21 protein-coding genes are annotated in these 21,673 nt (G+C 64.7%); 8 read left to right on the forward strand and 13 right to left on the reverse strand.

Annotation, left to right across the window (positions count from 1 at the left end; translation table 11 throughout):
* Window positions 1–58 precede the first annotated feature (58 nt).
* The 4 genes from AC07SZ_RS11850 to AC07SZ_RS11865 all read right to left on the reverse strand — a co-directional run bounded on the left by AC07SZ_RS11850 (window position 59) and on the right by AC07SZ_RS11865 (window position 4,304).
* On the reverse strand, window positions 59–1,591 hold the full coding sequence (locus tag AC07SZ_RS11850) for a YifB family Mg chelatase-like AAA ATPase (protein ID WP_056573911.1): 1,533 nt from the start codon (window positions 1,589–1,591) through the stop codon (window positions 59–61).
* A 182-nt stretch (window positions 1,592–1,773) separates the two neighbouring features.
* Window positions 1,774–2,715 (reverse strand): glutathione synthase, encoded by a 942-nt coding sequence (gene gshB / locus AC07SZ_RS11855; RefSeq protein WP_494914357.1) that lies wholly within the window; start codon window positions 2,713–2,715, stop codon window positions 1,774–1,776.
* 205 nt (window positions 2,716–2,920) lie between these two features.
* A complete protein-coding gene (locus AC07SZ_RS11860) occupies window positions 2,921–3,295 on the reverse strand; it encodes a GtrA family protein (RefSeq protein ID WP_494914359.1) in 375 nt (124 codons plus the stop codon).
* 4 nt (window positions 3,296–3,299) lie between these two features.
* Window positions 3,300–4,304 carry a glycosyltransferase gene (locus tag AC07SZ_RS11865; RefSeq protein ID WP_494914360.1) on the reverse strand — a complete coding sequence of 335 codons (1,005 nt, stop codon included), beginning with the start codon at window positions 4,302–4,304 and terminating at the stop codon, window positions 3,300–3,302.
* 164 nt (window positions 4,305–4,468) lie between these two features.
* Between AC07SZ_RS11865 and AC07SZ_RS11870 the strand changes: the two genes are divergently transcribed.
* The 8 genes from AC07SZ_RS11870 to AC07SZ_RS11905 all read left to right on the forward strand — a co-directional run bounded on the left by AC07SZ_RS11870 (window position 4,469) and on the right by AC07SZ_RS11905 (window position 13,992).
* Window positions 4,469–6,262 carry a GtrA family protein gene (locus AC07SZ_RS11870; RefSeq protein ID WP_494914362.1) on the forward strand — a complete coding sequence of 598 codons (1,794 nt, stop codon included), beginning with the start codon at window positions 4,469–4,471 and terminating at the stop codon, window positions 6,260–6,262.
* A gap of 210 nt (window positions 6,263–6,472) precedes the next feature.
* The gene (locus AC07SZ_RS11875) at window positions 6,473–7,822 is read left to right on the forward strand and encodes a putative bifunctional diguanylate cyclase/phosphodiesterase (protein WP_494914363.1); all 1,350 of its coding nucleotides are present in this window, start codon (window positions 6,473–6,475) and stop codon (window positions 7,820–7,822) included.
* A 245-nt stretch (window positions 7,823–8,067) separates the two neighbouring features.
* Entirely contained in the window at window positions 8,068–8,835 is a 768-nt protein-coding gene (locus AC07SZ_RS11880) for an SDR family NAD(P)-dependent oxidoreductase (RefSeq protein ID WP_494914365.1), read from the forward strand.
* Complete coding sequence (locus AC07SZ_RS11885; RefSeq protein ID WP_494914366.1) at window positions 8,832–9,785, forward strand: 2-dehydro-3-deoxygalactonokinase; 954 nt, start codon at window positions 8,832–8,834, stop codon at window positions 9,783–9,785. The genes AC07SZ_RS11880 and AC07SZ_RS11885 overlap by 4 nt, the downstream gene beginning before the upstream one ends.
* The gene (locus tag AC07SZ_RS11890) at window positions 9,782–10,420 is read left to right on the forward strand and encodes a 2-dehydro-3-deoxy-6-phosphogalactonate aldolase (protein ID WP_172371458.1); all 639 of its coding nucleotides are present in this window, start codon (window positions 9,782–9,784) and stop codon (window positions 10,418–10,420) included. Before AC07SZ_RS11885 ends, AC07SZ_RS11890 begins: the two co-directional genes overlap by 4 nt.
* On the forward strand, window positions 10,420–11,301 hold the full coding sequence (locus tag AC07SZ_RS11895; protein WP_494914367.1) for an SMP-30/gluconolactonase/LRE family protein: 882 nt from the start codon (window positions 10,420–10,422) through the stop codon (window positions 11,299–11,301). Before AC07SZ_RS11890 ends, AC07SZ_RS11895 begins: the two co-directional genes overlap by 1 nt.
* 236 nt (window positions 11,302–11,537) lie before the next feature.
* Window positions 11,538–12,608 carry a D-alanine--D-alanine ligase family protein gene (locus AC07SZ_RS11900; RefSeq protein ID WP_494914368.1) on the forward strand — a complete coding sequence of 357 codons (1,071 nt, stop codon included), beginning with the start codon at window positions 11,538–11,540 and terminating at the stop codon, window positions 12,606–12,608.
* 115 nt (window positions 12,609–12,723) lie between these two features.
* Window positions 12,724–13,992, forward strand: coding sequence for a low temperature requirement protein A (locus tag AC07SZ_RS11905; protein ID WP_494914369.1), 1,269 nt, complete (start codon window positions 12,724–12,726; stop codon window positions 13,990–13,992).
* An 8-nt stretch (window positions 13,993–14,000) separates the two neighbouring features.
* On the opposite strand, the gene AC07SZ_RS11910 is transcribed toward AC07SZ_RS11905, so the two are convergent.
* The 9 genes from AC07SZ_RS11910 to dnaK form a co-directional block, all read right to left on the reverse strand.
* The gene (locus AC07SZ_RS11910) at window positions 14,001–14,417 is read right to left on the reverse strand and encodes a GFA family protein (RefSeq protein WP_494914370.1); all 417 of its coding nucleotides are present in this window, start codon (window positions 14,415–14,417) and stop codon (window positions 14,001–14,003) included.
* 43 nt (window positions 14,418–14,460) lie between these two features.
* Window positions 14,461–14,925 (reverse strand): SRPBCC family protein, encoded by a 465-nt coding sequence (locus tag AC07SZ_RS11915; RefSeq protein WP_172371452.1) that lies wholly within the window; start codon window positions 14,923–14,925, stop codon window positions 14,461–14,463.
* Window positions 14,922–15,242, reverse strand: a complete 321-nt coding sequence (locus AC07SZ_RS11920; protein ID WP_056573871.1) for an ArsR/SmtB family transcription factor — start codon at window positions 15,240–15,242, stop codon at window positions 14,922–14,924. Before AC07SZ_RS11920 ends, AC07SZ_RS11915 begins: the two co-directional genes overlap by 4 nt.
* A 304-nt stretch (window positions 15,243–15,546) precedes the next feature.
* The gene (locus AC07SZ_RS11925; protein WP_056573865.1) at window positions 15,547–15,834 is read right to left on the reverse strand and encodes a DUF1330 domain-containing protein; all 288 of its coding nucleotides are present in this window, start codon (window positions 15,832–15,834) and stop codon (window positions 15,547–15,549) included.
* A gap of 170 nt (window positions 15,835–16,004) precedes the next feature.
* Complete coding sequence (gene pyrF / locus AC07SZ_RS11930) at window positions 16,005–16,703, reverse strand: orotidine-5'-phosphate decarboxylase (RefSeq protein ID WP_056576310.1); 699 nt, start codon at window positions 16,701–16,703, stop codon at window positions 16,005–16,007.
* Window positions 16,704–16,729: 26 nt separating this feature from the next.
* Complete coding sequence (locus tag AC07SZ_RS11935; RefSeq protein WP_494914371.1) at window positions 16,730–17,326, reverse strand: NADPH-dependent FMN reductase; 597 nt, start codon at window positions 17,324–17,326, stop codon at window positions 16,730–16,732.
* Window positions 17,327–17,494: 168 nt separating this feature from the next.
* Window positions 17,495–18,100, reverse strand: a complete 606-nt coding sequence (gene pmtA / locus AC07SZ_RS11940; protein ID WP_494914372.1) for a phospholipid N-methyltransferase PmtA — start codon at window positions 18,098–18,100, stop codon at window positions 17,495–17,497.
* Window positions 18,101–18,249: 149 nt separating this feature from the next.
* The gene (gene dnaJ, locus AC07SZ_RS11945) at window positions 18,250–19,377 is read right to left on the reverse strand and encodes a molecular chaperone DnaJ (protein WP_056573856.1); all 1,128 of its coding nucleotides are present in this window, start codon (window positions 19,375–19,377) and stop codon (window positions 18,250–18,252) included.
* 223 nt (window positions 19,378–19,600) lie between these two features.
* Window positions 19,601–21,517 (reverse strand): molecular chaperone DnaK, encoded by a 1,917-nt coding sequence (gene dnaK / locus AC07SZ_RS11950; protein WP_056573851.1) that lies wholly within the window; start codon window positions 21,515–21,517, stop codon window positions 19,601–19,603.
* Window positions 21,518–21,673 lie beyond the last annotated feature (156 nt).

The following is a 21,673-nucleotide window of genomic DNA, read 5'->3' on the forward strand; positions in this document are numbered from 1 at the left end:
GCCTGAAATCTTGCTGGACGGCCGGGCTGGTTGCTCAGGACACGCCGACGCCGGACACCTACGCCGCCTGCGCTACACGCTCCGAGCTCATGCGATAGGAGATCGCCTCGGCGAGATGGATGCGGCCGACGGTCTCGCTGGCGTCGAGGTCGGCCAGCGTGCGCGCCACTTTCAGCACGCGGTGGTAGGCGCGCGCCGAAAAGGCGAGTTTTTCGCTGGCGTCCTTGAGCAGCGAGAGGCCGGCGGCGTCGGGCATGGCGATGTCTTCGATGACGGCCGGCGCGCAATGCGCGTTGGTGGTGGCGCTGGTCACGCCGAGCCGCTCGAAACGCTCGCGTTGCAAGGTGCGGGCGCGTGCCACGCGCATCGCCACCGCCGCACTCTTCTCCGCCCTGTCGGGCCTTATCAGGTCGCTGGCCGAGACCGCGGGAACTTCGATCCTGAGATCGATGCGGTCGAGCAGCGGACCGGAAATGCGCGCCTGGTAGTCGGTACGGCAGCGCTCGCCGCGCAGGCAGCGATAGCCCGGCTCGCCGGCCATGCCGCAGCGGCACGGGTTCATCGCCGCCACCAGCTGGATGCGCGCCGGATAGGTGACGCGGTGGTTGGCGCGCGCGATCATGCAGTCGCCGGTCTCCAGCGGCTGGCGCAGCGCATCGAGGGTCTGCGGCGTGAATTCGGGGAACTCGTCGAGGAACAGCACGCCGTGATGCGCCAGCGACACTTCGCCCGGCCGCGCGCGCAATCCGCCGCCGACCATCGCCGCCATCGAGGCCGAGTGATGGGGGGCGCGGAACGGCCGCCGGTCGGTCAGCTTGCCTTCGCCGAGCTCGCCCGCCACCGAGGCGATCATCGAGACTTCCAGCAATTCCTTCGGCGCCAGCGGCGGCAGGATCGACGGCAGCCGCTGCGCCAGCATCGATTTGCCCGAGCCTGGCGGGCCGACCATCAAGAGATTGTGGCCGCCAGCGGCCGCCACTTCCAGCGCCCGCTTGGCTGTCTCCTGGCCCTTGATGTCGGCGAGGTCGGGCAGGTCGCGCGCCGGGGCGTGGATGCCGGCCTCGGGGCGCGACAGCACCTGCGTGCCACGGAAATGGTTGGCGATGGCGATCAGGCTGCGCGGCGCCAAAATGTCGAAGTCCTTGCCGGCCCACGCCGCTTCCGGCCCGCAGGCGAACGGGCAGATCAGGCCCTTGCCTTCGGCATTGGCGCCGATCGCCGCCGGCAAGGCACCGGCGACGGCGGCAATCGTGCCGTCGAGCGAGAGTTCGCCGAGCACGACATAGCCGGCCAGCATGTCGCCCGGAATGGCGCCAAGGGCTGCCATCAGGCCAAGCGCGATCGGCAGATCATAGTGGCTGCCTTCCTTGGGCAGGTCGGCGGGCGCTAGGTTGACCGTCACCTTCTTCGAAGGCATCGACAGGCCCGACGCATGAAGCGCGGCCTGCACCCGCTCGCGGCTTTCGGCCACCGCCTTGTCGGGCAGGCCGACGATCTGCATGCCGACCTTGCCGGGCGCGATCATCACCTGCACGTCGACCGGCACGGCCTCGATGCCCTGGAAAGCGACCGTGCGAACCCGCGCCACCATTTTCCCACCCCGGATGCGGGCTGGCCCCAGCCCCTGCGATCAGGCCAGGAATGGCCCTTGGCGAGACAATCACAGTTTTCCGGTCAAATCAAGAACATTACGGGAACAGGCAATCGCTGGGGTTGCAACCGAATTGCGCTCGGTTGCAAAAGCGGAACATGGTTAAGACAAAGTGAAAACGCTTACTTCCGCTTGTCCTCGACCGCATCCCAGAACAGGCTGGCAATGTCGGCGCCGCCGAAACGCCGCACCTCGCGCACGCCGGTCGGCGACGTCACGTTGATTTCAGTCATGTAGTCGCCGATGACGTCGATGCCGACCAGGATGAAGCCGCGTTCCCGGAGCGACGGCCCGATGCGGGCGCATATCTCGCGCTCGCGTTCCGTCAGCTCGGTTTTCTCGGCGCGTCCGCCGACATGCATGTTGGAGCGGGAATCGTGCTCGGCCGGAACCCGGTTGATGGCACCGACAGGCTCGCCGTCTATCAGTATGATGCGCTTGTCGCCCTTGCGCACCTCCTTCAGGTAGCGCTGCACGATATAAGGCTCGCGGAACAGCTGGCCGAACATCTCGAGCAGCGAGGCGAGGTTGCGGTCGGCCTCCAGCAGATGGAAGATGCCGGCGCCGCCATTGCCGTAGAGCGGCTTGACGATGATGTCGCCGAACTCCTTGCGGAAGGCGGCGACCTCCAGCGGATCCTTGGTGATCAGCGTGTCCGGCATCAGGTCGGCAAACTCGGTGACGAAGATCTTTTCCGGGCTGTTGCGCACCCAGGCCGGGTCGTTGACGACCAGCGTCTTCGGGTGGATGCGCTCGAGGATATGCGTGGTCGTGATGTAGTTCATGTCGAAGGGCGGATCCTGGCGCAGCAGGATGACGTCCATTTCGGAGAGATCGGTGCGCACTTTTTCGCCCAGCGCGTAGTGATTGCCCTTCTCGTCGCGCACCTGCATCTCCTCGATGCGGGCAAACACCTTGCCGTCGCGCAGCGACAGCCGGTCGGGCGTATAGTGGAACAATTGGTGGCCGCGCCGCTGCGCTTCCAGTGACAGTGCGAAAGACGTGTCGCCGGCGATAGACACGGCGGAGATATGGTCCATCTGGACGGCGATTTTCAACTTCATGGCGGGTCCCCAGCGCGATTGGAGCGGCGTGCTCCCCCTGGATGCACAAGTACGCTCCAACACTTTAAGTCGAGAGCGATATAAGGGTCGCGGCGCCTTCTGCCAATCGGGCCAGCGATCTAAAGCGCATCCTTGCGGCGTGCTTTAGCTCCTGGTTTCATGCATGTCGTTGTCCCAAACGGGAGCCACTTTCGGGCGACATGCATCAACGGTCGAAGACCAGCCTGGAATAGCCGAGGAAGGACAGCGCCATGGCGGCCAGCGAGGCGGTGGCGAGGGCGGCAAGCGGCGGCGCTGCCGGCAGCGCGAACAGGATCGCGGAATAGACGAGGTAGTTGACGATGCTGGTGGCGATGCCGACGCCGCCATAGCGGGCGCCTTCTCGCGCCATGCCGCGCCGCGAGGGCGCGAAGGTCAGGTGCCGGTTGATCCGCCAGGTGACGCAGAGCGCAAAGCCTATCGACAGCAAGCGGGCGGCGAAGGGCCCGAGCGGCGTGAAGGTGAGCAGCAGCCAGAGTGTCGCCGCGTCGGCGGCGAAACCGATTCCGCCGGCAAAAACGAAGCGGACGAGGCGGCTCACCGCCTCAGGCTGCCCGGGGTGTCTTGCCCGGCGCGACCTTTGCCGCGGCGGGCGCGATCGCGCCGGTGCGACGCTCGGCACGGCCCGAAGGCATGGAAAGATAGAAGATGCGCTTCTGTTCGGCCCGCCCGCGCGACACCGAATCAAGGATCAGCCCGGTCACCGCCGCAAGCATCGACAGGAGCAGCAAACCGACCGACAGCACCCAGGTCGGTATGCGCGGGACAAGGCCGGTTTCGGCGAACTCGACCAGCACCGGCGCCATCAGCAACAGGCTCGAGGCCAGGAAGAACAGCGAAAAGGCGCCGAAGAAGCGCAGCGGCTGCGTCTCCTTCATCAGCATGGCGAACATCCACAGGATCCTGGCGCCGTCGCCAAAGGTCGACAGTTTCGATGACGACCCGACCGGCCGGCGGCCGTAGTCGAGCGCGATTTCGCTGACCGGCAATTTGAGCTGCGAGGCGTGTACCGACATTTCGGTCTCGATCTCGAAGCCGCCGGAGACGGCTGGAAAGCTCTTGACGAAGCGCCTGGTGAAGACGCGGTAGCCGGAGAAGATGTCGGTGAAATCGCTGCCGAACAGCCATTTGAAGAGCGCGTTGAAGGCGCGGTTGCCGAAAGCATGGCCGGCCCGTCCGGCGTCGTCGGCGACGCCGCGCCTTGTGCCCACCACCATGTCGGAACGTTCGGTCAGCAGCGTGTTGATCAGCTGTGGCGCGTCCTCGGGCGCATAGGTGCCGTCGCCATCGGCCATCAGATAGATGTCGGCATCGATGTCGGCGAACATGCGGCGCACCACATTGCCCTTGCCCTGGCGAGGCTCGCGCACGACGATGGCACCGGCCGCTCGGGCGCGCAGGGCAGTCAGGTCCTTCGAATTGTTGTCATAGACATAGACGGTGGCGGCCGGCAGCGTTTCGCGGAACCGCCGCACCACCTCGGCGATGGTCGGCTCCTCATTGTAGCAAGGCAGGAGCACGGCGATGAAAGGTTCGTGGTCTTGCGGCATTTTCGTCTCCGAATGCCTTGTCGACCACACGGCCGCGCGCCGGAAACCGGCCTCATCCAGGCGGTTTTACTATTTATTGAAGCCGTTAAGGCTAGGTTTAAGACCGACTTCATGAGTGTCGATTGGCCTGGAAAGGCCCGGCATTCCCGCCAAGGGCGATCGGGATGGGCACAGCAAGGGGAACTTCCGCGGGGAAGTCCGATATCGCGTTCGCGCTGCTCGCCGCCTTGCTGCTGCTGGCCCTCAATGCGTGTGCCGGGTTCCCGCAGCTGGCCAATCCGGCGGGTGACAATGACAGCCTGATGCAACTGGTCGAAGTCCGCGATCTGCTGGCCGGCCAGGGCTGGTTCGACCTGCACCAGTACAGGATGGGGCTGGAAGGCGGCTTCGTCATGCATTGGTCGCGGCTGCTCGACGCACCGCTGGCGCTTGCGATCCTCGCTGTTTCGGCCCTGACTGGCAGCACCGCCCTGGCCGAACAGATCGTGCAGATAGTCTGGCCTTCCCTGCAATTCTTTCTCGCGATGTTCTTCATCATCCGCGCCGCGCGCGCTTTCGCCGGGGCACACGCGGTGCTGCCCGCCGCCGTCGTAGGTGGCGCGGCCCTGTACTACGTCGGTATTTTTTCTCCCGGCGCGCTCGATCATCACAATGTCCAGTTGGTGCTGACCCTGGCGAGCCTTGCCCTGCTGCTTGAGGCACCCACGCGCCGACCGGCAGCCTTTGTCGCGGGCATCTGCGCGACATTGACCTTGGCCATCGGCATGGAAAGCGCTCCCTATGCCGGAGCCCTCGGCGCCGTCGTCGCGCTGCTGTTTCTCGCCGCGGGTGATGCCGAAAGGCTGATCGCCAGGGATTTCGGCCTCGGCGTCGCCGGCGTCTCGGCCCTTGTCTTCGTCGCCACCGTCCCGGCTTCATCCTGGAGCCAGGCCCAGTGCGACACATTCTCGGTCGTGCAATTCGCGGTCACCGGGCTTGCCGGAGCCGGTTTGGCAGCGATTGCCTCCTTGAGGGCCGCCAATGCAACGGCTGCCCGCCGCCTGACCTCGCTCGGCCTGCTTGCCCTCACGCTCGCTCTGGTCGTGGTGCTCCTGTTCCCGCAATGCCTGGCGGCGCCCTATGCCCATCTCGACCCGCGCCTGCAGCAGATGTGGCTCGGCCATATCGAGGAGGCGCAGTCGATCGTCCAGCTTGTCTCCGACGACCCGGCCAGGGTGGTGGCGCGTTTTGCCACGCCCCTGGTGGCGATTGTGCTGATGGCGCTTCGCCTCGGCCATGGCGGCTGGCGGCGGCAGGACAGCCTCGTCGGCGCGCTGCTGATCGTTGCGGTCCTGGTCAGCGCCTGGGAAGTACGCGGCTCGACCTTCTCCATTGCCTTCGCGGTGATCCCGCTTTCGGCCTGGATCGCCAAATGGCGGCAGCAGGCCGAGATCAGCCCGTCCGGCGGCTCGATGCTCAGGATGGCCGCCGCCTGGTTGATCTCGGTCAATGCGATCTGGTCGGGCGCCGCTCAAGCCGCATCGCGCGCCTTCGAGACCGGTGCGCCTGCCAGCGACGCCAGCATCGATGCGCCCTGCAACAGCAAGGCCTCGTTCGCGGCACTCGGCGCGATGACGCCCACCACGGTCCTTGCCATCTCCAATCTTGGCTCGCCGATCCTCGCCTTCACCGGTCACCGCGTTTTAGCCGGTCCCTACCATCGCAACGTCGCGGGAAACCTGCTCGTGTTCGATGCCTTGCTGGGCTCGGCCGCCGACGCGAAAGCCATCGTCGAAAGCCACCATGTCGGCCTTGTCGCGCTCTGCCGCGGCAACACGGAAAGCCGGCTGTTCGCGGCCAAGGCGCCGGACGGTTTCCTGGCCGGGCTGATGCGCGGCAACGTACCGGACTGGCTGGAGCCGGTGGCGGGAACCCGTGGCACGCCACTTGAACTCTACCGCGTCAAGTCAAGCGGCTGAAAATCCGCGTGAAAACAAAGGCCTGATGCTCTCTGCGGTCGGCCTCCCGAAGGCATCCGGCTGTCTGTCTGGGCGAGATGGCCGGTGAACCCCGCATCCATTTTCCGGGATCATGCGCCGGCTGCGAAAAATTGGTTTTCAGGATACGTTTCCTAAAGGGTTTGCTGCCAGTCTCGGAAATAAATTCCGACGTCAAAAACAGGGACACCGATGCAAACTCCGTTTGGCACCGGTCAGGCAAACAGGGAGAGCACGGATCTGGCCTTCACCGATCCGTTGACCGGGCTTGGCAATCATCGCCGCTTCTTCGACAAGGTCGATCGCCTGATCAGCGACCGCGCCGACGATCCCGCGCCGTTCACCGTCGGCATTCTTGACCTTGACGGCTTCAAGCCGATCAACGACCTGTTCGGTCACAAGGCCGGCGACGACATCCTGATCCAGGTCGCCATGCGGCTGCGCGCCTCGATGGACAACCACTCGACGGTTTGCCGCATCGGCGCCGACGAATTCGCCTTCCTCTATCCGCTGGTGTTCTCGGAGGAGGCGGCGGCGGAAAAATCCCGCATGCTGATCGAAATCCTGTCGGCGCCCTATGATGTCGGCGAACGCACGGCCAGACTGTCGGCCTCGGTCGGCTGCTCGCTGTTCTATTCCGGCGACGAGACCACCGAGATCCTCATCAACAAGGCCGAAACGGCGCTCTACCACGCCAAGCGCTCTGGCCGTGGCCGGGTCGTCGTCTACACGCGCGAGATGGAAGAGGCGGCCAAGCGCGTCACCCGTATCGAGCAGGCGCTTCGCCGTGCCGTCTCGGCCGGCGAGGTTGAGCCGCATTTCCAGCCGATCGTCGATCTCGCCACGCGTCGCACGATAGGCTTCGAGACGCTGGCGCGCTGGACCGATCGCGACCTCGGCGCGGTGCCGCCGACGGTCTTCATTCCCATCGCCGAGGAACGCGGCATCATCGGCCCGTTGTCGCAGCTGGTGCTGCGCAAGGCGACCGAGGCGGCCAGGAGCTGGCCGAATGACCTGTTCCTGTCCTTCAACCTTTCGCCCTCGCAGCTCGTCGACCAGAACACCGGCCTGCACATACTGGCGATCCTCGACCGCACCGGTTTCGACCCGCGCCGGCTGGAGATCGAGATCACCGAGACCGGCCTGATGAACGATCCGGCCTCGGCGGCACAGATCGTCGACGATCTGCGCCGCGTCGGCATCCGCGTCTCGCTCGACGATTTCGGCACCGGCCAGTCCTCGCTTGGGCGCCTGCGCGAATTCCATTTCGACAAGCTCAAGATCGACCGCGCCTTCGTCTCCTCCATTCTCGATGACCGCCCGTCCGAACACATCATCCGCGCCATTCTGGCCATGTGCGAGGGGCTGGGCATGGATGTGGTCGCCGAAGGCATCGAAGAAGAAGCGCAGGCCGACCGCCTGGTCCAGTTCGGCTGCGCCGGCGGGCAGGGCTATCTGTTCGGCCGGCCGGTCGATGCCGACGCCACGCTCGGCTATCTCCGCGATTCCTTCCGTGGTGCCTTGCGCGCCAAGGCGATCTGACCGGGATCCCTGTTCTGCCGGCCATCGCGACATGCGGCGCATGTCGTTTTGTCTGACATAAGCGCGCAAATCCAGCTTTTCGCCCTTGCCCGCGCGACTTGCGTGGCTAGGATGCGCGCCGGTTGGGCTGCAGCGCCACGCGTCCTTCAGCACGCGTAAAGGACGCTGCAGCAGTTTTGGTTTGCACATGAGCCTTTCCGAAAATCGATCCGATTTTCGGGGTCATGTGCGAGGAGAGAAAAGACATGATGCCATCGGCGGATTTTGCCGACCTCAAGGGAGCCTCGGTGCTGATCACCGGCGGCGGGTCCGGGATCGGCGCGGCCCTGACCGAGGGGTTTGTGCGCCAGGGCGCCAACGTCGCCTTCATCGACATCGCCGACGGCCCGAGCACGCTGCTTGCCGACCGCATCGAGAAGGAGTTCGGCCGGCGGCCGCTTTACCTCAAGACCGATCTGCGCGACATCGAGGCGCTGCGGGCCTCGGCGGCCAAGGCGGCCGAGGCGCATGGCGATGTCACGGTGCTCATCAACAATGCCGCGTGGGACGAGCGCCATGCCATCGAGGACGTGACGGTGGAGTTCTGGGACAACAACCAGGCGATCAATCTGCGGCCGCATTTCTTCACCGCGCAGGCGGTGGCGCCGGGCATGAAGCGGGCCGGCGGCGGCTCGATCATCAATTTCACCTCGACATCCTACCTCATCAACCACCCCGACATGCCGGCCTACACCGCCGCCAAGGCGGGCATCCTCGGTTTGACAAAGGGCCTGGCCGGCAAGCTCGGACCCGACCGCATCCGGGTCAACGCCGTCGCGCCCGGCTGGGTGATCACCGAACGCCAGCAGGAACGCTGGGTGACCGAAGGGGCGCTTGCCGCCCATGTCGCCAAGCAATGCATCAAGGACGTCATGCGTCCGGACGACATGGTCGGCACGGTGCTGTTCCTGGCCTCGGACGCGTCGCGCATGCTGACGGCGCAAATGCTGATCGTCGATGGAGGCTTCCTGTGAGCCCACCCAGCAACGCTCCGGCGGTCGCGGCGCTCGACTGGGGCACGACCCGGCTTCGGGCATGGCTCATCGACGGCAGCGGCAAGGTGCTCGCGGAGCGTCGCGGCGATGACGGCCTGATCACGGCGCGCGAAAAGGGGTTCTCCAACGTCCTCGAGGCTCACCTTCGCGCCATGGGGGCACCGGAAAAATTGCCCGTCATCATCTGCGGCATGGCCGGCTCCCGCCAAGGCTGGATCGAGGCGCCCTATGTGCCCGTGCCGGCGCCGATCGGCGCCATCCTGCGCGGTGCGGCCCGCGTCGAGGACGGGCGCCGCGACATCCGCATCGTGCCGGGCCTTGCCCAGCGTCTGGCCGACGCGCCGGATGTCATGCGCGGCGAGGAAACGCAGCTTGCCGGGGCTGGTTTGCCGGCAAAGGGGCGGCATCTCGCCTGCATGCCGGGCACGCACTCGAAATGGGTCGTGGTCGAGGAGGGCGCGGTCGCCGGCTTCGGCACCTGGCCGACGGGCGAATTGTTCTCGGTACTGGCGGAGCATTCGATCCTCAAGCATTCGCTGGGCGAGCATCCGGCTCCGGTGGCCGTGGACAACCCATTCTTCCGGCAATGGTGCGAACGCGCGCTTGGCGAGGGCGGCGACGTCACCTCCAAGCTGTTCGCCATCCGTGCCGCCGGGCTCCTGCAGGACCTGCGGTCGCAGGATGCGTCGGCCTGCCTGTCCGGGCTTTTGATCGGCGGCGAGATCGCCTCGGCGAAGCGCCGCTACGGCGCCGGCGACGCGCCGGTCGTGCTGATCGCGTCCGGCGCGCTCGCATCGCTCTATTCGGCCGCGCTTGACCTTGCAGGACTTGCCTTCCGCACGGTCGATGCGGATGAAGCGGTGCGTGCCGGCCTTGTCGAGGCCGCGCGCGAGAACGGCATGATCGCCAGAACCGGAGCCTTGGCATGACCGAGACCGCAGCCTTTCCGAAGCTCAAGCGCGGGCTGGTCGCCATCCTGCGCGGCCTGAAGCCGACTGAGGCGATTGCCATGGGGCAGGCGCTGTTCGACGCCGGCATCGAGGCGATTGAAGTGCCGCTCAACTCGCCCCAGCCATTCTCGTCGATCGCCAGGATTGTCCAAGTGCTGCCGAAGTCGGCCCTGGTCGGCGCCGGCACGGTTCTGACGGCGGCCGATGTCGACGGCCTGCACAAGGCCGGCGGGCGGCTCCTGGTCAGTCCCAACATCGATGCCGAGGTGATGGCGCGTGCCACGCACTATGGCATGGTGACGATGCCCGGCGTGTTCACGCCCACCGAGGCTTTCCAGGCGATCCGGCTCGGCGCTTCGGCCCTGAAATTCTTTCCGGCGAGCGTGCTCGGGGCAGGCGGCATTTCGGCGATCCGGGCGGTGCTGCCGGCACAGACCCTGGTCGGCGCGGTCGGCGGCGTTTCGGAGAAGGATTTTGCCGGCTACAAGGCGGTCGGGGTCACGGTCTTCGGCCTCGGCTCCAGCCTGTTCAAGCCCGGCATGAGCGTCGACGATGTGGCGGTGCGTGCGCACGCCGCCGTCGCGGCCTGGGATGCGGTGTTCGGAGACGCATGATGATTGAAGCGATCGTTTCCGTTTTTTCCGACCATGTCTGCCAGCTCGGCGAAGGACCGAGCTACGATCCCGCCACCGACGCGCTGTTCTGGTTCGACATCGTCAACGGCCAGCTTCTGGAGAAGCAGCTGTCGGGCGGCGCGACCAAGGTCCATGATCTCGGCCAGATGGCGAGCGCCATCGCCATCATCGACGACAAGCGGCAGCTGATCGCCACCGAGACGGGGCTTTTTGTCCGCGACGTCGCGACAGGCAAGATGGCTCTGCACACGCCGATCGAAGCCGACAATCCGGTCACCCGCTCCAATGATTCCCGCGTCCATCCCTGCGGTGCCTTCTGGGTCGGCACCATGGCCAAGGACGAGCGCAAGGACGCGGGCTCGATCTTCTGGTTTTTCAAGGGTGAGCTGCGCAAACTGTTTTCCGACATTACCGTGTCGAACTCGATCTGTTTTTCCGAGAACGGAACGATCGCCTATTACACCGACACCGCGACCGGCCTTTTGATGCGCGTCGCCTGCGATCCGTCGACTGGTCTGCCGGTTGGCGAGTCGAAAGTGTTCGTGGATCATCGCTCTTCGAAGGGCTACGTCGACGGCTCCGTCGTCGACCGCGACGGCGTGCTGTGGAACGCGGTGTGGGGCGGTAAGGCGGTCAAGGCCTATTCGCCCGATGGAACATTGTTGCGCGAAATTCCAATGCCGGTGACGCAGGCGTCCTGCCCGGCCTTCGTCGGCGCCAAAGCCGACCGGCTGGCGGTGACTTCGGCCTGGAAAGGTAAGGATGACAAACAGCGCCAGCTCGACCCGCAGGCAGGCATGACCTTCCTCATCGATATTCCCGTCAACGGCCGCTTTGAGCCGCGCGTGCTGATCGCCTGAACGGATCGGTCACCGCTCTGGCGCTGCTATCACGCAGGCGTCTGGCCTGCGTCGGTTTCCCGAAAGCCGTTTGCGTCCGCCGTGCGATGGTAGGCGATCGCACCGCCGGAGTCGGATGATTTCAGGTCGATTCGACCTGAAATCTGAAGCCGTCTCCAAATCGAAGAGATAGAGCATTATGTCGTCCGAAAACCGCTCCGCGCTTTTCGGCATCATGCTCCAGGAACCGTTCATCGATGTCGAGCCACAAGCCAAAGCTGATCCTTGTCTACGAGCCGGAAAAGGCCTGCTTCGACCGATTGATCTCCGACGGCCACCCACCGCAGCGCGCCGCCGAAATCTCGTCCTACCTGGCACAATCGACGGATCTTGCCCCTGAATTCGGTGCCCTTGCCGCCGCCTGCGAGGCACGCGGTCTCACCTTTACGCCGGTGGCACTCGACGATGCCGCCCAGGCGCTTGACGGCGGGGATGCGGAGAACACGCTGATCTGGACGCTGTCCGACGGCGTCGCCTATTTCCGTGGCGGCGCCGCTCCCGCGCTGGCCAGGCTCAAGGGATTGAGGACCATCGGCGCCGACGATTCGCTGTTCGCGCTCTGCCAGGACAAGTTCCGCTCTGGCGCAGTGCTCGGCGCGCTCGGCCTGCCGGTGCCGCAGGCCGGCCTTGCCCGGAATGGCAAATGGCTGGTCGAGCCGCCGGCTTCCGCCGCCGGCTGGTTCGTCAAGCCAAACCGGCTCGGCGCCAAGATCGGCATCTGGCCGGATTCGCGTGCGGCCGATCTCGGTCACGCGCTGGAGCTTAGCCGGCGCGTCTTTGCCGCCTATCGTGACGACGTCGTCGTCCAGCCCTATGTCGCCGGCCGCAACGTGCGCGCCAGCTTCCTCGGGCTGACGCCGGAAACCGGCACCGAAGCGCTCGGCATTGCCTTTGTCGATTCGGGCGGCGATTTCCAGACCATGGCCGACAGTCTGGCGCTCTACGGTGAAACCGGCGAGGCCGCGAAGGCGGCGGGACTCTATGCCGAGCCGGAACTGGTTGCCGTCGCCGACCTTCAACCCGCCGCCGATGCCAGGATTCGTGCGATCGCCGGGCGGCTGATCAGCGGGCTTGGCCTGCGCGACGTGTTTTCCGTCGACCTGCGCGTCGAGGCGGACGACACGGTTCATCTGATCGAATTCGAGGTCTGCCCCGGCCTGCCCTGCTTCGATTTCCGCGCCTATTGCCGCCAGCAGTGGGGTCTGGAGCTTGCCGACGCCATGGCCGAAACCGCGGCGAGCCGGCTGATCGGCCAGAAGCGTCTATAGACGGCACTGCCGAAACCGCCGAACTTGGCGGCGTGCGGCTCGGGCCGCACGCCTTGACGCGTCCCGCTCTGCCCTTAGTGTCGGCTTGACAACTTACTCCTGCCAAGGCCGCGCGATGAACACCACGCCTGTCGTCCCTGAAACCCTGCACCATCACATCAGGCGGATGACCGGGCGCGATCCGCATGAAGGGCATCGTGTCGCCACCCCGCTCGAACTTCTGTTCGATCTGACCTTCGTCACGGCGTTCAGCTTTGCCTCCTCGCAGCTGGCCCACGCACTGGCGGAAGGCCATTACACCTCGGCCTTGCTCGGCTTTGCTTTCGCCAGCTTCGCCATCTGCTGGGCCTGGATCAATTTCTCCTGGTTCTCCTCGGCCTATGACACCGACGACTGGGTTTTCCGCCTCGTCACCATGGTGCAGATGATCGGCGTGCTGGTGCTGGCCGTCGGCCTGCCACGCATGTTCGCTTCCATCGAGCACGGCGAGCATCTCGACAATTCGGTGATGGTGCTTGGCTATGTGATCATGCGGGTGGCCATGATCTTCCAGTGGCTGCGCGCCGCGAGACAGGATCCCGCCCGGCGCCGCGCCTGCCTTACCTATGCCAAGGCAATCGCGGTTGCCCAGATCGGCTGGGTGGTGCAGATCGTCGTCGATTTCCCGGTCGGCACCAGCATCATACTGGCCATCATCCTCGGCCTCATCGAGCTGGCGGGGCCGGTGGTCGCCGAACGCAGGGATGGCGGCACGCCGTGGCATGCGCACCACATGGCCGAGCGTTACAGCCTGTTCGCCATCATCGCGCTGGGGGAAGGGGTTGTCGGCACGCTCGCGAGCCTGTCGGCCGTGGTCGAGGAACAGGGCTGGTCCCTGGACGCGGCCCTGGTCTGCATCGCCGGCACCGGGCTCACCTTCGGCATGTGGTGGGTCTATTACATGCTGCCCTCAGCGCCGATATTGCACGCCCACCGCAACCGCGCTTTCGTCTGGGGCTATGGCCAGATGCTGATCGTCACCGCCATCGTCGCGACCGGCGCCGGCCTGCATGTCGCGGCCTACTTCATCGAGCACAAGGCGCATGTCGGCCCGCTTGCGACGCTGCTTGCCACCGCGATTCCTGTCAGTGTCTTCCTGGCGGCGATCTATGCGCTCTACACCTATCTCGTCAGGCGCTTCGACCCGTTCCACATCTGGCTGCTGGTCGCGACGGCGGCGGTCGTGGCGCTTGCCATCCTCGCCGCGCTTGCCGGTGTCGATATGGCGGTCTGCCTCGTCATCCTGATGCTGGCGCCGGCCGTCACCGTCGTCGGCTACGAAACGCTCGGGCATCGCCACCAGGCGGAAGCACTGGCCAGCGACGAGCATTCGGCGGTGACTTAGTACACCGGCTATCCCGCAGGCATTCGCTCGAATGCCTGCAAGGAAGGATCGAGAATATCCCAGCCATGGCCGCGGATCGTGTAGGTGACGGCCTGCGGCTTGAAATCGCTGGGGTCGTCGAGGCTGGCCGCGGAAACCGTGATCAGCTCCGGCATGGCGACATATGTCAGATAGACCGGTGTTCCGCAGGTCGGGCAGAAGGCGTGGATCTTTTCGTTGCCGCTGTCAGCGGCCACCCGCCAGGTGCTCGCGTCGCCGGTAATCGCCATATCGGCGCGCTGGCCGAAGGTCAGATAGGATCCGTGGCCAGTGCCGGCGCGCCTCTGGCAGTCGCGGCATTGGCAATGGTTCTGGAAGATCGGCTCGCCGCTGGTCTCATAGCGGATCGCGCCGCACGCGCAGCCGCCTCGATAGCGCTTGGTCATTGTCGTTCTCCGCTGGCCTGGTTCCGCACGATATCCCGGCATGTCAGGCCGATTTCGGCTTGGCGAAAAGGTCGATGCCGCTGCCGGTTTCGAGGAAGGATTTCATGCTGGACAGCACGGCCGGCCAGCCCTGGCTGACGCCTTTCGCCATGCCGCTGCCGGCTTCGAGTTCGTCATGGGTGACGGTCAGCCGCACCATGGTGTCGTATTCCTCGATGCCGAACGTCACCCGGCTGTATTTGGACGGGTCGTCGGCCTGCGAGGCGTTCGCCCAGGTCATCACCAGACGGGTCGGCGGTTCGATTTCGACGACCTTGCCGACCAGTTCGACGGTGCGCTCGTCATTGGCGCGGATATGTTCCCATTTCGATCCCGCCTTCCAGTCGGAGACGTTTTCGTGACCCCAGTAGCGCCGTGCGATGTCTGGCCTGGTTATGGCCTCGAACACCTTTTGCGGCGTCGAGCGGATATAGGTCACGTAGACAAAACTGGTCGTCTCTCGGGTCATTGGCCCTCTCCTTCGAGTTCTTGCTTCAGGTCGTGCAGCAGGCTGAGCCGCTGCCGTTCGAACTTTCGCACCCAGCGCTCGTAGACTTCGTGCAGCGGCACCGGGTTGATGAAGTGCAGCTTCTCGCGGCCGCGCTTGACCGTGCTCACCAGATTGGCCGCCTCCAGGAGGTCGATGTGCTGGGTGGCGGATTGCCTTGCCATGTCCAGATGTTCGCAAAGCTGGCCGAGCGTCTGCCCGTTCTTCTCGCAGAGAAGGTCAAGCAGCCTTCTGCGTGTCGGGTCGCCCAGCGCTTTGAAAACCTTGTCGGCGTCCATCGGTCTCAATCTGTTGTGGGGTCATAATATGCAGGCAAATACCTGCATGTCAATCGTCAATCGTTCCCGCCTCGCCCTGCTCAACGAAGCTATCGGGCTCTGACCTCGATTGCTGGATGGCTAGCGTTGTCCCGTTGCCGGCCAACGGCTGTGGCGGGTCGTCGGCCAGGCCGCACGGCTGGCTGACAACATTACGGATGATGTGGGCTTCGGAGTGGGTGCTGCGCCCTTGGGCCAAGCACGGGGCGCGCCTTCACGACTTCGCCGGGATCATTCCCAGCTCCCACTCTACCGAAATGGGGTCTCAGATGCCTTCGACCAGCACGATCTCGCCGTCGGCGACCTTCTGGCGGATGGCGACAGCGCGCTGGTATTCGGGTGAGTGATAGCAGTCATGCGCGACCGCGAGCGATTCGAATTCGATGATCACGTTGCGTCCGCGCCCTGGCCCTTCGGCCTTTTCATGCGCGCCGCCGCGCGCCAGGAATTTGGCGCCGAACCGGTCGAAGGCCAGCTTTGAAGCGGCGACGTAGTCCTTGTAGCCTTCGGCATCGCGCACATCGACGCGGGCGATCCAATATCCCTTGGGCATGCTTTTTCTCCGAGTTTCTGTCCGTCAAGCGAGGACCGGTCTTAAGAATCGCCCCGCGACGGCTCGTGGTTCTTGGGTCACCGCAGGGGGACAAGCGCAGCGTACCCAAAGCGGCGGAGCATCGGAAGCGCGGAAAACGCCGCCGCCGGGGCGGAGTTTGGAACTGGCCCTCAGGCAGAGCGCATTTCTTCCAGAATGGCTTCGGCCGCCTCGCGTCGGTTGGCCGCCGCGACGATCGGCCGAGCCACGACAAGGTGGCTGGCACCGTTGCGGATCGCCTGCGCCGGCGTCACCACGCGTTTCTGGTCGCCATGGTCGCTGCCCGCCGGCCGGATGCCGGGCGTTACCACCGCCATGTCGGGTCCGACGATGCGGCGCACGGCTTCGGCTTCGGCGGCCGAGCAGACGATGCCGCCCATGCCGGCGTGCAGCGCCTGTTCCGAACGCCTGAGCACCAGCGTGTGCGGATCATATTCATAGCCGACATCGATCATGTCCTGCTCGTCCATCGAGGTCAGCACGCTGACGGCGAGCAGGCAAAGGTCGCTGCCGCGTGCCGCCTCCACCGCCGCGCGCATTGCCTTCGGATAGGCGTGGATGGTCAGCATGGTCATGCCCATCTTGACTATGTTCTCGACGCCCTTGGCCACCGTGTGGTCGATGTCGAGCAGCTTCATGTCGAGGAAGATCCTGGTGCCGCCGCTGGCCAGTTCCCTGGCGAAGTCCAGTCCGCCGGCGAAGGCCAGCTGATAGCCGATCTTGTAGAAGGAGACGACGCCGTCGAGTTCGCGCACCGCCTGCTCGGCTTCCCTCACGGTCGGCACGTCGAGACCGACGATCAGTCTTTCCTGCATGGATTTCGCCTGCATGGGCTGGGTCTGCATGGTTGCGGAGATCACGCCTCGATCCGCGTGGACAGCATGCGCGAGGTTTCGATCAGCGTGCGGCATAGATGCTCCATCGATTTGTGCAGTCTCTCGTCACGAAAATTGCCGCCTTCCGCGAAGGCGTCGTCGCCGTCGGGCACCGAGCATTCCGGCGTCACCACCTCCATCTGGCAGCGCACCAGCACGGCGCGCAGATGGTTGATGCAGCGGATGCCGGCGAAGTGTCCGTTGGAGGAGGAGCAGAGGGCGGCCACCTTGCCGGCAAGCGGCCTGACCGGCCGGCCGCCATCGCGGCGCACGCGGCTAACCCAATCGATCGTGTTCTTCAGCAGCGGCGGGATCGAGCCATTGTATTCCGGCGTGGCGATCAGCATCCCGTCATGCGCGGCGATCAGGCGGCCGAGCTTGACGGCGTTTTCCGGAACGCCCTTTTCCTTCTCAAGGTCCTCGTCGAGGATCGGCAGGGGATAGTCTGCGAGCGAAATGCGGGTCACCTCGGCGCCCTGCACCGCAAGTTCCTTCTGCGCCACGTCGGCGGTCCTGCCGCTATAGGCGCCCGTCCGGTTCGACCCGGCGAAGACGAGGATTCTGGGGATCACTGCCATTAGCCATCCTTGCTCCCGGACAGGTACAGCCAAGGTTCGATCAAATCAACGCCAACTTCGTCATCCCTGGACGAAGCAGGAGCGAAGTTCCGTCGCGGAGACCCTGGGATCCATGCCGTGACCTTGGCCGCGGAGCGCAGCGGAGCAGAATTCTGCACCGCAGAGGAACTAATGCGCTTCCCTGCGATAGATCCACAGCTGCGTCGGCGGGATGTTGCGGATGATGAAATCGAAATGCTTGACCGTATAGTCGCCACGTCCGGCCGGGATCGGCGACATCGGGCCATAGGTCAGCTGCACGATAGGCCGGCCAGCCGGGATACGGTCAAGCAGGCTCTCTATATAGGCGATACGCTGGGCGACCGGGAAGTTGAGCAACGGCACGCCGGACACGACGGAATCGAAGACCATCCCGCTCCGCTCGCCAAGCGTGGCGTTGAGGTTGAAGGCATCGCCCTCGATGACGTTGACGCCGGGATAGAGGCGACGCAGGTGGCGGACGAAATCGGTGTTGTATTCGACCGCGTAGAGGTTTTCGGGCCGCACGCCCTGGGCGAGGATGGCGCGAGTGATGACCCCGGTTCCGGGGCCGACCTCGAGCACCGGCAGGCCGCACCTGGGATTGACGATCGAGGCCATCTTGCGCGCCGTGACCGAACTGGTCGGAACGATCGAGCCGACCGTCTTGGGTTTGTCGATCCAGCCCTTGAAGAATTTGAGTTCGTCGTCGAACTTCTCGGCTAGCGCCTTCCGCAGTCCGTGACCACGTGTCATGCAAGCTCTCCTCAACGCTCCCCGCAAGCTACTTAACACCTGGTTGACGCAAGGCAAGGCACGGCCATGCCGATGTCGTGGATAAGATAGATTTCGTCGCGCCTCGGGATTCGGCGCGTTTCATCCGACCACGCGCCATTCCTGCTCGATCAACGCTCGCCGAAGGATTCGAAGAAATCCTTCATGCGGGCGAAAAACCCGCTCGATTGGGGCGAATTCTCCTGCGAGGAGAGCTGTTCGAATTCCTCCAGCAACTCGCGCTGGCGGCGGGTAAGGTTCTGCGGCGTCTCGACCGCGGTCTGGATATAGAGATCGCCGACATTGGGCTGGCGCAACACCGGCATGCCCTTGCCCTTGAGCCGGAACTGGCGCCCGTTCTGGGTGCCTTCGGGCACCTTCACCTTGGTCTGGCTGCCGTCCAGCGTCGTCACCTCGAACGAGCCGCCAAGAGCTGCCGTCGTCATCGAGATCGGCACCTTGCAGTAGAGATCGGCGCCATCGCGCTGGAAGAATTCGTGCGGCTTCACCGCCAGGAAAATGTAGAGGTCGCCCGAAGGCCCGCCGCGCAGGCCGGCCTCGCCCTCATTGGCCAGGCGGATGCGGGTGCCGTCCTCGATGCCGGCCGGAATGTTGACCGACAGCGAGCGCTCCTCGGTGACGCGGCCCTGGCCGGCGCATTTCGGGCATGGATCCTTGATGGTCTGGCCGCGGCCCTGGCATTGCGGGCAGGTGCGCTCGATCGAGAAAAAGCCTTGCGTGGCGCGCACCTTGCCGTGGCCGTGGCACATCGAGCAGGTGACAGGCTGGGTGCCGGGCTTGGCGCCGCTGCCGGAGCATTCGGAGCAGGAGATCGAGGCCGGCACGCGAATCTGCGCGGTTTTTCCCGCGAAGGCCTCTTCCAGCGAGATTTCCATGTTGTAGCGCAGGTCGGCGCCGCGCTCGCGGCCACCCGACGAGCGGCGCTGACGCCCGCCCATCATGTCGCCGAAAATATCCTCGAAGATGTCGGCGAAGCCGCCGGCGCCAAAGCCTTGCGCGCCGCCATTCATGCCCTGCTCGAAGGCGGCGTGACCGAAGCGGTCATAGGCCGCGCGCTTCTGCGGGTCCTTCAGCGTCTCGTAGGCTTCGTTGATTTCCTTGAACTTGTGCTCGCAGGAATGATCGCCGGGGTTGCGGTCGGGATGGAACTGCATGGCGAGCTTGCGGAAAGCGCTCTTGAGCTCCTTCTCGTCGGCGCCCTTTTGCACGCCCAGCGTTTCGTAGAAATCAGCTTTCATTTTTTCCCGCTGTCCGGATGCTCAACGTCTTGATGCATTGTTGCGTCGTTTGCCGGCACGTCGTCTCGATTTAGGATTGGTGCCGCCCGGATGCCAGTGCTGGCGTGCGCCTGTCCGGGCTTTTCTGTCGTTTTTTCGGCAAGGCCCCGCACTTTTTCGGCAAGGGTTGCAAAAAAGCCCGGCTTTACGCCGGGCTTTCCGCTTTATTTTGCCGTCGGGCGGCTCAGGCCGACTTCTTCTTGTCGTCGTCCTCGTCGATTTCCTCGAAATCGGCATCGACCACGTCGGAGTCCTTGGCGGCATCCGCCTTGGCGTCGGCTTCCGCCGCTTCCTTCTGCGAAGCCTCGTACATGGCCTGGCCAAGCTTCATCGAAGCTTCGGCAAGTGCCTGGCTCTTGGCCTCGATGTCGGCCGCGTCGTCGCCCTCGGCCGCGGTCTTCAGCGCCGCGATCGCATCCGATATCGCCGTGCGTTCGGCTTCCGAGACCTTGTCGCCATATTCCTTCAGCGACTTCTCGGAAGAATGCACCAGCGCCTCGGCCTGGTTGCGGGCCTCGACCACGGCGCGACGCTTCTTGTCCGTCTCGGCATTGGCCTCGGCGTCCTTGACCATCTTCTCGATGTCGGCGTCCGAAAGGCCGCCAGAAGCCTGGATGCGGATCTGGTGCTCCTTGCCGGTGCCCTTGTCCTTGGCCGAAACATTGACGATGCCGTTGGCGTCGATGTCGAAGGTGACCTCGATCTGCGGCACGCCGCGCGGCGCCGGCGGAATGCCGACCAGGTCGAACTGGCCAAGCGCCTTGTTGTCGGCCGCCATTTCACGCTCGCCCTGGAAGACCCGGATGGTCACCGCCGACTGCGAATCCTCGGCGGTCGAGAACACCTGGCTCTTCTTGGTCGGGATCGTCGTGTTGCGCTCGATCAGCCGTGTGAACACGCCACCCAGCGTCTCGATGCCGAGCGACAGCGGCGTCACGTCGAGCAGCAGCACGTCCTTGACGTCGCCCTGCAGCACGCCGGCCTGGATGGCGGCGCCGAGTGCGACGACCTCATCCGGGTTGACGCCCTTGTGGGGCTCCTTGCCAAAGAACTGCTTCACGATCTCCTGGATCTTGGGCATGCGGGTCATGCCGCCGACCAGGACCACTTCGTCGATCTCGCCGGCCTTCAGGCCGGCATCCTTGAGCGCCGCCTTGCAGGGCTCGATGGTGCGCTGGACGAGATCCTCGACCAGGCTTTCGAACTTGGCGCGCGTCAGCTTCAGCGTCAGATGCTTCGGCCCGGTCGCGTCGGCGGTGATGAAGGGTAGGTTGATTTCGGTCTGCGTCGTCGAAGACAGCTCGATCTTGGCCTTTTCAGCCGCCTCCTTGAGGCGCTGCAGGGCCAGCTTGTCGTTCTTCAGGTCGATGCCTTGTTCCTTCTTGAACTCGGCCGCCAGGTACTCGACCAGGCGCATGTCGAAATCCTCGCCGCCGAGGAAAGTGTCGCCATTGGTCGACTTCACCTCGAACACGCCGTCGCCGATTTCCAGCACCGAAATGTCGAACGTGCCGCCGCCAAGGTCATAAACGGCAATGGTCTTGCCGTCCTTCTTGTCGAGGCCGTAGGCAAGCGCTGCCGCCGTCGGCTCGTTGATGATGCGCAGCACTTCAAGGCCGGCGATCTTGCCGGCATCCTTGGTCGCCTGGCGCTGGGCATCGTTGAAGTAGGCCGGAACGGTGATGACCGCCTTCTCGACCTTTTCGCCGAGATAGGCTTCCGCCGTCTCCTTCATCTTCTGCAGGATCATGGCCGAGATCTGCGAGGGCGACTGCTTCTTGCCGCCGGCCTCGACCCAGGCATCGCCATTGTCGCCCTTGACGATCTTGTAGGGGACAAGCTTCTTGTCCTTCTCCGTCACCGGATCGTCATAGCGGCGGCCGATCAGGCGCTTGACCGCGAAGATGGTATTTTCAGGATTGGTGACCGCCTGGCGCTTGGCCGGCTGGCCGACCAGACGTTCGCCGTCGCCAGAGATGGCGACGATGGAAGGCGTCGTGCGTGCGCCTTCCGCATTCTCGATCACCTTCGGCTCCTTGCCATCCATGATGGCGATGCAGGAATTTGTGGTGCCGAGATCGATACCGATTACTTTTGCCATTTTTCTAGTCTCTCCGCTAAGCAGGCTTTCAGGACCCGTGAAGGCGTTCCGACGAAAGCCCCTGTTCACAAGAAATCCCGTTCGGCAACCGGTGTCCCCGGCGTCGGACGGCTTGGCGCGTATATAAGAACAGGCAGCATCGGGCGCAAGCATTCT

This window comes from Mesorhizobium sp. GW821-FHT07A06, assembly GCF_059419085.1.